This is a genomic window from Rhizobium rosettiformans W3, from assembly GCF_004912135.1.
Taxonomy (GTDB): domain Bacteria; phylum Pseudomonadota; class Alphaproteobacteria; order Rhizobiales; family Rhizobiaceae; genus Allorhizobium; species Allorhizobium rosettiformans.
This window is the reverse complement of the sequence record NZ_STGU01000084.1, coordinates 1-544: the sequence shown is the minus strand read 5'-3', so window position 1 is coordinate 544 and position 544 is coordinate 1. Positions and strand designations below refer to the sequence as shown.

1 protein-coding gene is annotated in these 544 nt (G+C 58.5%); it reads right to left on the bottom strand.

The features are described from left to right. Nucleotides 1-544 (bottom strand): response regulator (locus FAA86_RS24455; protein ID WP_136543912.1); only part of this gene is annotated, 544 nt, incomplete at both ends.

The window sequence follows — 544 nt, the reverse complement described above, 5'->3', positions numbered from 1 at the left end:
ATTGCGGGCTTTGCGGATCATTTGCTGCTGCTCGTCCGGCAGCTCAGAGACCACCTGGTGCAGGAACAGTGTGACCTCGTCGAGAAGACGCTCCGGCGATTTTGCACCCTTGATGATGATAGATTTCGAGTAACGGCGAAGCCTCTGTTCTTCTTCGGACGAGAGAACGCGTCCGGTGTAGACGATGACAGGCGGGAAGGAATGCATGCCCGCTTCGCTCAACGTTTCCAGAAGCGCAAAGCCGGATGTATCTGGCAACGACAGATCCAGCACCATGCAGTCGAAGGTCTGTTCGGCCAGCAACGAGATGCACTCTGCCGCAGTCCCAGCCCCCACCGTTTCGACGTCATGCGACGACAGGAGTTTCGACAGAGCGTCCCGCTGAACGGCGTTGTCTTCAACGATCAGCACGCGCCGCAGCGTTTGTTCGGCCTTCGCGCCTAGGGACTCGATCACAGATACCAGATGATCGCGTTGAACGGGCTTCAGCGCATAACCGACGGCACCCAGCGACATGGCCCGGTCGGAATAGTCTTCACCGGAC